The 7,442-nt window shown below is 57.3% G+C and carries 11 protein-coding genes; 5 read left to right on the top strand and 6 right to left on the bottom strand.

Annotation, left to right across the window (positions count from 1 at the left end; translation table 11 throughout):
• From H6M51_RS23900 to H6M51_RS23910, 4 genes are all read left to right on the top strand, one after another.
• A partial coding sequence (locus H6M51_RS23900; protein ID WP_281418988.1) for a molybdopterin dinucleotide binding domain-containing protein occupies positions 1 to 363 on the top strand: 363 nt, incomplete at its 5' end.
• Positions 290 to 511: a hypothetical protein gene (locus tag H6M51_RS25110; protein ID WP_374725463.1), complete on the top strand. Its 222-nt coding sequence runs from the start codon at positions 290 to 292 to the stop codon at positions 509 to 511. The genes H6M51_RS23900 and H6M51_RS25110, both read left to right, overlap by 74 nt.
• Complete coding sequence (locus H6M51_RS23905; protein WP_407073613.1) at positions 420 to 824, top strand: nitrate reductase cytochrome c-type subunit; 405 nt, start codon at positions 420 to 422, stop codon at positions 822 to 824. Before H6M51_RS25110 ends, H6M51_RS23905 begins: the two co-directional genes overlap by 92 nt.
• 2 nt (positions 825 to 826) lie before the next feature.
• A complete protein-coding gene (locus tag H6M51_RS23910) occupies positions 827 to 1,537 on the top strand; it encodes a NapC/NirT family cytochrome c (protein ID WP_166599138.1) in 711 nt (236 codons plus the stop codon).
• Between the two features lie 101 nt (positions 1,538 to 1,638).
• Here the strand turns inward: H6M51_RS23910 and H6M51_RS23915 are convergent, their stop codons facing one another.
• From H6M51_RS23915 to nirK, 4 genes are all read right to left on the bottom strand, one after another.
• Positions 1,639 to 2,079, bottom strand: a complete 441-nt coding sequence (locus tag H6M51_RS23915) for a pseudoazurin (protein ID WP_374725477.1) — start codon at positions 2,077 to 2,079, stop codon at positions 1,639 to 1,641.
• Between the two features lie 104 nt (positions 2,080 to 2,183).
• Entirely contained in the window at positions 2,184 to 2,885 is a 702-nt protein-coding gene (locus tag H6M51_RS23920) for a Crp/Fnr family transcriptional regulator (RefSeq protein WP_165222469.1), read from the bottom strand.
• A 94-nt stretch (positions 2,886 to 2,979) separates the two neighbouring features.
• Positions 2,980 to 3,876 (bottom strand): SUMF1/EgtB/PvdO family nonheme iron enzyme, encoded by an 897-nt coding sequence (locus tag H6M51_RS23925; RefSeq protein ID WP_166599218.1) that lies wholly within the window; start codon positions 3,874 to 3,876, stop codon positions 2,980 to 2,982.
• Between the two features lie 69 nt (positions 3,877 to 3,945).
• Complete coding sequence (nirK, locus tag H6M51_RS23930; RefSeq protein WP_166599139.1) at positions 3,946 to 5,085, bottom strand: copper-containing nitrite reductase; 1,140 nt, start codon at positions 5,083 to 5,085, stop codon at positions 3,946 to 3,948.
• Between the two features lie 230 nt (positions 5,086 to 5,315).
• On the opposite strand from nirK, the gene H6M51_RS23935 reads away from it, so the two are divergent.
• Entirely contained in the window at positions 5,316 to 6,560 is a 1,245-nt protein-coding gene (locus H6M51_RS23935) for an NnrS family protein (RefSeq protein WP_185812272.1), read from the top strand.
• On the opposite strand, the gene H6M51_RS23940 is transcribed toward H6M51_RS23935, so the two are convergent.
• A complete protein-coding gene (locus tag H6M51_RS23940; RefSeq protein ID WP_234905995.1) occupies positions 6,524 to 7,048 on the bottom strand; it encodes a DUF2249 domain-containing protein in 525 nt (174 codons plus the stop codon). The genes H6M51_RS23935 and H6M51_RS23940 overlap by 37 nt on opposite strands.
• Positions 7,049 to 7,135: 87 nt before the next feature.
• Positions 7,136 to 7,442: DUF2249 domain-containing protein (locus tag H6M51_RS23945; RefSeq protein ID WP_348644573.1), on the bottom strand; the 307-nt coding region annotated here is incomplete at its 5' end.

Genomic DNA, 7,442 nt, shown 5'->3' on the forward strand with positions numbered 1-7,442 from the left:
GAGGAATACGATTTCTGGCTGGTAACAGGCCGCGTGCTGGAGCACTGGCATTCCGGTTCGATGACGATGAGAGTGCCCGAACTCTACAAGGCCTTCCCGGGCGCCCGCTGCTTCATGAACGCTGACGACGCACGAAAACGCGGGATCAACCAGGGAGCAGAGATCACCATCGTATCGCGTCGCGGCGAGATGCGGACACGCGTCGAGACCCGCGGCCGCAACCGCATGCCACCCGGCGTGATCTTCGTTCCATGGTTCGATGCCAGCCAGTTGATCAACAAGGTGACGCTTGACGCCACCGATCCGATCTCCAAACAAACGGATTTCAAAAAATGCGCAGTCAAGATCGTTCCCGTGGCCTGATAAGAGGCCGACTTGGTGCCGTTGCCCTGCTGGCAGCCTGTCTCATTGGTGGTGGCGTGGTTGCACAATCAGTTCCGCAACTGTCCGGCCCACCCCAACAGATGGAAAGCATTCCGGCAAAGCCCCTGCCGAAATGGACTGTGGATGACGTGCGCAAGATGCGCGCCTATCCGGACCAGCCTCCGGTCATTCCTCACTCGATCGAAGGCTACCAACTGTCGGTCAACACCAACCGATGTCTCTCCTGCCACAAGCGCGAGTTCACGGAGGGGTCCGGTGCGCCCATGATCAGCGTGACCCATTACATCACGCGGGAGGGACAAATGTTGGCAGACGTTTCGCCAAGACGGTACTTCTGCACAGCCTGTCACGTCCCCCAAGCGGAGACCAGCCCCTTAGTCGGCAACACCTTCCGCGACATGAGCGACATGGGGGTCAAGCTAATGGGCGAGGAGCACTAAAGATGCACAGGCTCCGCAATCTGCTCACATGGACATGGCGCGTCCTAACGACACCTGCGGCAACGCTGAGCCTCGCTTTCCTGACGCTGGGCGGCTTTGTCGGTGGCGTAATGTTCTGGGGTGCGTTCAACACGGCTCTCGAGCTAACCAACACAGAAGAGTTCTGCGTCAGTTGTCATGAAATGAAGACCAACGTGTATGAGGAGATGACGAGGACGGTTCATTTCTCCAACCGCTCCGGTGTCAGGGCATCCTGCCCAGACTGCCATGTGCCCCATGAATGGACCGACAAGATTGCCAGAAAGATGCAGGCTTCCAAGGAAGTCTGGGGCAAGATCTTCGGAACGATCAATACACGTCAGAAATTCCTCGATGAGCGATTGCGCCTGGCGCAGCACGAATGGGCGAGACTGAAAGCAAATGACAGTCTTGAGTGCCGAAACTGCCACTCTTCGGTTGCCATGGACCTGTCGAAACAGACGGAACGTGCTGCGGAGATCCACACGCGTTATCTCCTAAACGGCAAGGCGACGTGTATAGACTGCCACAAGGGCATCGCCCACGAACTACCAAACATGCAAGGCATAGACCCCGGTTGGAAGGTGCCGGAAGAACTGGAAGGCAAAGAGCTTCCCACCGCATCTCCGGTCGACGAGCTACGAGACGCAATCGACAGAGCGCATAGCGGACTTCTGGCTGAAGGCGGGATCTGATACTTGTCTCGACCGCCTATCAAGACGGTCCAGACATGTTGACGCCGCCGGGGATCACATCCCGGCGGCGTCGGTCGAACAACAACTGCTAGCACAAGGCCTTACTGGGCCGCAGCGACGGCTGCATCAATCCGTTCTCGGGCCTTTTTCGGCAGCTTGGCAGCATTGAATGCATCGAGATTGGCGGCGGGGGCATCACCGACGACAATGGCGGCGACCATACCCATGCCGACATGTGGTGCGCATTTTACACCGTACAGCCCCGGCACGTCGAACGTGACCTTGATTTCTTCGTTCATTTTGCCCTTGAACTCTGTGGCACCGTCAGGGATCATGCCCTTGATGATTTCAGCGTTGTGGCCCTTGTCGGTCGGGATGAAGGTAACGGTGTCACCGGGGGCAATCTTCAAGCCCGCGGGCTCGAACACCATGGCACCCTCTGCACCTTTGTTCAGCATCTTGACTTCGAAATCGGCAGCGATCGAGAGCGCCGGGGCCGAAAGCAAAAGAACGGCTGCCATTGTTACACTACGCAGTTTCATTTTCATCTCCTTGGACAGGAACACCTCGTTCCGTTGGAGAAGTGATAGGCCAGGATGAACAAGCCTTCTTTGCGCAATATCAAGTACGGCAACGCTTAACCTGATTATCGACGCTCCGGAAGAGAATCCGCCAGCGACGCAAGTTCAGCCATATCGCGCACCAGGAGTTTCTGCCGACCGCCTTCGATCAGGCCCTTGCTCTCCCATGAACTAAAAATGCGCGACACCGTATGAATTGTCGTTCCGGTCATCTCGGCAATGTCCTGCCTTGAGATCGGGAAATCGATCCGTATTCCCGCAGCCTCCGAGCGACCAGCCTTTTGCGCCAACCTCAACACGGTATGCGCAACTCTCTTCTCGACTTCTTGCGTGGACATTTCGCGAATGCGGACATGCGCTTCCTCTAGCCTCTGTCCGATCGTCTCCATTGCACTGACGGCAAGTCTTGGATTTCGCTCTACGAATTTCGGCCACAACTCTGTTGGCCAGGACAGAACGATGCTTTCAGCAGCGGCAAGTGCAGTGCCTGGATAGTCGTGTCGTTGCAGAGCCTTAGCGAACCCAAACAGGTCGCCGGGATGGACGACACGCACGATGATCTGTTGACCGGCGCTCGTCACCTGGGTGACCTTGAGGCGACCATGCAGGAGTAAGAAGAAATATGAGGCGGGCTGTCCCTGTTCAAATACGGACTCCCCGATCGGCAGCCGCCGGGTCTGCGCTGGAACAAGCAGCGCGTCCAACTCGTCATCGGTCATCTTGTCGAATAATGACAGAGACTTGATGATCGTTCGATCAAGTTTCAAAACAAATCCCTCTCCCGCCAACAACGCGCACTCTCAGGGCCCCGAATACCCAATAGTGGCTGTGGCGAGTGTCCAAATCGAGGGGCAACCTACCTCACAAGGCACCGATCGAAAAGAGTAAAGGAGCGTACCAGCGACGATCTTCGACTAGTCGGAAGCCGACATGATCAGGGGGAACTCCGACAGAACAGCCACCGCTTTTGGGGTCGCGTATGAACGAGCTCAACGGCGATCTGTGTTTTCCGGCGGCTATGTAGACGCCGCAGGCTTCGGTAGTGACTGGCTGCCCTTCCTTGACGAGATCGACACGTCGATTGCAGGTCGTCGTCCATTCCCAGACATTGCCGGCAAAATCGGCAAGGCCATGCTCGCTTTCGCCGAAGCTTCCATAGGGAAGCGGCTCCGGATCTTTGGATCGCTTGCGTGCCGCCTCGCGCTCGTAGTCGGCAAGCCAGCGCAAGGCCGGGTTCCTATTGTCCGGATCTATACCAAGGGCGTCATCCGGAAACTTTTCACCAGCGGCAAAGGCCAACTCAACGTCACTCGGCAGGCGCCAGATCCCCCCGCTCTTTTCCGAAAACCACCGGGCATAAAGTGTCGCATCGTCATGGCTCACGCCGGTTGCCGGCATGTCAGGGCGCGATGGGGTGGTCGACTCCCGGGCCGGGCACGCACTGTCGGCAACGCAGGCATCGTAGTCCTGGGTGCTGACCTGATACTTCATAATGGTGACGGGCGACGTCATGGAAAGGTCAGCCTTCGGCCCATCGACGGCGTATCCAGCGCGGTAGAATTCGCCAGGCTGACGATAGGCGAAACTGCCTGGTGCCACCGAGATGGTTGGAGGCGGCGACAGTTCGGCGCCGCCATTCAGCCGGACGATGCCTGACTGGAACACGACTGCGGTGGACAGAGCACTGATGAGCAGAAGTGGCAGTAGCACTGAGCCTATAGAATTGGACGGCCTGGGGGTGAGAACGGCGCCGGGCATGGCGATTTCCAACGAGTTAGAGAGGAAGTTCACGGGGTGCTCAACAAGCACCCCGTGCGTTCACGAGGGTCAGCTTTCCGGCTTCACCACGGCGGTCATCAGATCGTCGTTCCAGTCGCCGGTGACCTTGAAGTGGGCGGCGGCACCCTTTTCGAAGGCTTCGATCAAGTTGTGGTTCACATAGGCGTAGATGCCCGGCTGCTGGAAGGTGTAGTAGGCCGCGCCGGCAGCACCACCAGGGATGAACCAGGTTTCCTGGTCGAGCTCTGGCGGGTTGGCAAACTTGCCGGTCGCCCACACATAATCACCATGGCCGCCGATCAGGTGCGGACGGGTGTCACGATTGGCCTGCGAATGCAGGATCAAGACCCGGTCACCGACTTCAGCCGTCATCGCATTGTCGCCTGTCAGCGCTCCGACCGCGCCATTGAAGACGATGTGGCTCGGGGTCAGCGTGTTCATCACTTCGAGCACATCCGAATAGGCGTCGCCGGCACTCTCGTATTTCTTGTAATTGCCGTCGGCATCCTTGGGGACATAAAAGTCCTGCTCGCCTACATAATATACCTTGTCATAAGGCAGATCATTGCCCTTGTGGTCTTTCAGACCTTCACGCGGCAGGACCATGATCGCGCCATTCATGCCCGAGGTGACGTGCCACGGCACCATGCCGGGAGGTGCACAATGGTAGACGAAGACGCCTGCCTTGGTGGCCTTGAAACGCAGGACCGCCGTTTCGCCCGGATTGACCAGAGTCAGCGCACCGCCGCCAAGCGCACCGGTTGCCGAATGGAAGTCGATATTGTGTTGCAGCGTGTTGGTGTCGGGGTTGATCAGCGTCAGCTCAACATAGTCGCCTTCATGAACGACCATCATGGGACCGGGGACCGAACCGTTGAAAGTCATGGCATGCACTTCGGTGCCAGCGTCATCAATGACGATCTTCTTTTCCTCAATGGTGAGCGTGAACTCGACTACCTTCGGCCCGCCTTCGGCCTTCTGAGCATGCGCATGGACGAAGGGAGGTGCGATAAGATCGACCTTCACTCGCTCCAGCTTAGCGATGTCGGCGGCAACGGCTGCGGCGTTGGTCTTGATGTCGCCGCCTTCGGCGCGTGCCACTGTCCCGGTCAGAACGGGCACAAGCGCGCTTGCAAAGACAGCCCCCGCAAGCATTGTTCTTCTGGTCAAATTCAGGCACTGGGTCATGATCTTTTCTCCTTGTCCGGCAGCGAGCGTTTCGCTCTAACTGTTGACATTGTTTTACTTCATGACACGCCGTTCTATTTGACTTGGAACAATGAGCTGGTGAGTAATCAGTGCGTCATTCAGCCGCCGACCAAATAATAGATTTACTGCAGCCCTTTGATCGAGATCAATTACTTTGCCTGAAGATCTCTCAGGCAGGATCAATCGAAAATTTTTTGAGAACCGCTTCCATGGGCCATAAGGAACAATCGACCAGTCGCGGGATCCCGCGAGGCCTCCAACGCGACGGTCTCGCCCTGCTGTCCTATGGGTTTCGGCCCTTCTATCTAGGGGCGTCTCTGTGGGCCATCGCGACGGTCACAATCTGGATTTGCGCGATGAACGGCTGGCTCCAGGTGGCGGAAGTCTATGGTCCATCCGTCTGGCACGCGCATGAACTTTTGTTCGGCTTCATGCCGGCAGTTCTGGTCGGATACTTGATGACAACAGTTCCAAACTGGACCGGACGCTTTCCACTGTCAGGCAAGCCGCTTGGTTGCCTCGTCCTCACCTGGATTGCCGGCCGCATCTCCATGCTGATGGTCGCAGACACAACTGCCCTGATCACACTCCTGATCGATTGGATCTTCCTTCCACTCTTCGCGTATTTCTGCGTGAGGGAAGTATGGGTTGCGAGGAGGGTCGCGGATGCGAAGCCAATCCTTTGCCTCACGTCTCTCGCCCTGATCAATGCCGGATTCCACATCGTTGCCATGACAGGAGGGGATGTGGGGGCCTGGGCGCGGGCAGGCCTTTCAGTCTATGTCCTGTTGATCACGGCGACCGCGAGCAAGCTCATCCCGAGCTTTACAAACAACTGGCTTGCCCAGGCAGGCAGGCCACGCCTCGCCCCCGGAAATCGCGTGATCGATCGTTTCGTCCTTATTGCCACTCTCATTGCTGCGACGGCCTGGACCTTTGAGCTGGCCGGCCCACTCACGGCAATCTTGGCACTTGTGGCAGCCGGCTCGCACTTCGTCCGCGCAAGTAGATGGTTCAGGCCAATCATCCTACGATCGTCCATGATCGCAGCGATGCAGGTCTGCTACGGCTTCATCCCTCTCGGCCTGCTGGGAATTGCGGCAACCGCGCTCGATATACTCGGCCCGCTCGCTGCAATGCATCTTCTTTCTATCGGAGCCGTCACCGGAATGATGATTGCGATCATGAATCGTTCGATCCGGCTTCATACGGGTCGAGATGCAAAGTTCTCTTGGTGTCAACGGCTGTCCGTCCCACTCTTGCTGCTCGCAGCAAGCGGCCGCACCGCAGCCGACATCGTTCCGGGATACTATGGGGCACTTATCGCAACGTCTGGCCTTTTCTGGATTGCCGCCCTTGTATGCTTTCTAAGCGACAATGCAGTTCTCCTGTGCCACGTTCAGCGGCAACAAGGTCGTCAGGCCTCACCGCCAACTCGGATCAACATGCGATAGGCACGCTTTGACGCATCGAGATTGCCCACCCATTGGTGACCGCGTTTTTCCAACTCGGCGCCAAGAAAGCGCGACTCTTCTGAAAACACGGCGAAAAGCACTTCGCCCGGCTCCATAAGCTCGATAAGCGAGAGAACTTTCTCCATAGGAGCCGGTGGCTCCTGTTCAGTGAGATCGATCCTCCACAACGGATCGGGCCAAGCAGCGGCTTCTTCGGCACCCAACGATACGAGGACCGTTGGCGATGCCTCGGCAGCCGGGATAAACAGAACCTCCCACTCGCCGCCATCCAACTCCTTGAGCTCGGCCGAATAACCACGGCGCGCCATGACGCTTAACAGCGGCACTGGGCGAAAGGTCGCAAGCAGACGCAAGCCTTCCCCTGGCTTTAACGACTGAACTGCATCCATGATTGCGGGAAATGGCTCACCTCCGTCACGAAGGATGGGCCGGACGTCGAGTTCTTTGAAACTGGCTGTTGTCGACACTTGACCTCCCAATTTTCAACTTCACCTGTCTGATCACGATGAACCGGCATGGGAGCGACCGCTATCGCCCGATCGCTCCCATGCAGTTCAATGACCACCACCGCAGTTGCAGTTGCAGCCTTCGTGCTTCTTCCGGCGAATGCGGACTTCCCATATCTCCGGACCACGGGAAAGGTATTCCCACCCGAACATCCCATCATAATGCATCTCGAGATGGTAGTAGAGCGGAACCGGATCATGATCGACGGTCAGGATCAACTGGTAATCCGGAAGCAGTGAATTCAACATTCCGAATATACGGGGATGCCTTTCCACGCGCGGAATCTCGCGCACGTCGAGCTTGAGAATATGATCTTCAACAACAGTCATTCGCTGGCTTTCTTCAATGCAAGTT

It is taken from the genome of Rhizobium sp. AQ_MP, from assembly GCF_014237835.1.
Classification (GTDB): Bacteria; Pseudomonadota; Alphaproteobacteria; order Rhizobiales; family Rhizobiaceae; genus Allorhizobium.

Bases quoted from the DNA above. Each gene is read 5' to 3' on its own strand.
- H6M51_RS23910 (WP_166599138.1), top strand. From the start codon at position 827: ATGCACAGGCTCCGCAATCTGCTCACATGGACATGGCGCGTCCTAACG.
- H6M51_RS23915 (WP_374725477.1), bottom strand. From the start codon at position 2,079: ATGAAACTGCGTAGTGTAACAATGGCAGCCGTTCTTTTGCTTTCGGCC.
- H6M51_RS23925 (WP_166599218.1), bottom strand. From the start codon at position 3,876: ATGCCCGGCGCCGTTCTCACCCCCAGGCCGTCCAATTCTATAGGCTCA.
- nirK (WP_166599139.1), bottom strand. From the start codon at position 5,085: ATGACCCAGTGCCTGAATTTGACCAGAAGAACAATGCTTGCGGGGGCT.
- H6M51_RS23935 (WP_185812272.1), top strand. From the start codon at position 5,316: ATGGGCCATAAGGAACAATCGACCAGTCGCGGGATCCCGCGAGGCCTC.